The 1,482-nt window shown below is 57.2% G+C and carries 1 protein-coding gene; it reads left to right on the top strand.

Features of this window, described 5'->3' with window-relative positions; all coding sequences use genetic code 11:
• Window positions 1-709: MsnO8 family LLM class oxidoreductase (locus A3730_RS24560; protein ID WP_063539182.1), on the top strand; the 709-nt coding region annotated here is incomplete at its 5' end.
• Window positions 710-1,482: the final 773 nt, after the last annotated feature.

Genomic DNA, 1,482 nt, shown 5'->3' on the forward strand with positions numbered 1-1,482 from the left:
GAGTCTCTATCCTGATCGGATTGATCTGGGCCTGGGCCGTGCGCCGGGAACCGACCCGATGACCAGCCGTGCTTTGCGTCGGGAAGGTCTGGGGGCGGAGCAGTTTCCCCAGGACGTGGCGGAGTTGCAGCGTTTGCTGGGGCCGTTGGATGCGTCACGGGCTGTGAACGCGATTCCGGGAGCGGGCACCAATGTGCCGATCTGGTTGCTGGGCTCCAGTTTGTACAGCGCGCAGCTGGCCGCGCAGCGTGGCTTGCCCTATGCCTTTGCCGGGCATTTTGCGCCCCGGCTGTATCGTGAGGCGTTGCGTATCTACCGGGATCAGTTTCAGCCCTCTGCTCAGCTGGACAGGCCTTATGCCATGTTGACGGTGCCTGCGGTGCCGGCGGATTCCGATGAGGAGGCCCAGTACCTGACCACCACCAGTTACCAGCGCATCCTCGCCCTGTTCCGGGGCCAGCCGTTGTGGATGAAGCCCCCGGTGCAGAGCATGGCCGGGTTGTGGAATGCGGAAGAAGAAGCCGGCGTGAAGGGCTTTCTGGGGTTGCAGTTGCTGGGGACGGCAGAATCCATTCAGGAACAGCTTGATCAGTTGCTGGATTCGGTAGAGGTGGATGAGCTGATGGTGACGGTGGATCTGCATGATCCGGTGAAACGCCGCCATGCACTGGATATTCTGGCGGCGTTGGAGCAGTTTCAGGCGGTGTAATACACCTGCGCTTTCATTGCGTACCTGGATGTCGGATTACGCCTTTCAGGCTAATCTGACCTACGGTCCGAGATCCGCCAGTGGTTCCTGCGAAACCTGCCGAACGCCACGAGAGCAGTAAGCAAAGCAAGGGGCAGGCTACCGCCTCCACTACTGCTTCCTCCTCCACTGCTTGCTCCGCCGGTTTCTGTATTGCTGCTTTGCGTGACCTCAAAACGGCGGGCATAAATATCCGGTGCGTCGTCATCATTCTCTATCCAGCTTTCCCAGGTAACGATGAGCGTGCCATCGCTGTCTGTGGCAAGAGCCACATGGTTTTCTTCTGGCGTGGTGTAGGTGGAGATTTGTTGAGGTTCGCCTACAAGGCCGTTGATGGTGACTTGTTGAGTATAAAGTGTCTTATCGTTATATCCGTCGTTACGGTTCCAGACGATAAAGGCGTTGTCGTTTTTTGCCCTTGCGATAGCCGAGATGGCATTATCTTCCTGGGTTTGTTGGCCAATGACGCTACCAAGATTCCCGGTCAGCGAAACAGTCCGTGCCATTGGGTCCCGGCTTCCGTAATTACCGCTATCCCAGGNGGCGATGAAGTGGTTTTCGTCTAGTGTGACCGCGTGTACGTCGCTGGGGTAGCTACCCACATCGGTTATGCTAAAGAGGGTGGATGTTTCGCCTATCGGATTATCATTCGCAGCGAAAAGCGCGCCTCTAATAGCGTAATGCGGTGACGTTTCTTCTCCGGTTTTCTTGCCCTGCATATCTGCTCCCCATAC

The organism is Alcanivorax sp. HI0044, from assembly GCF_001634945.1.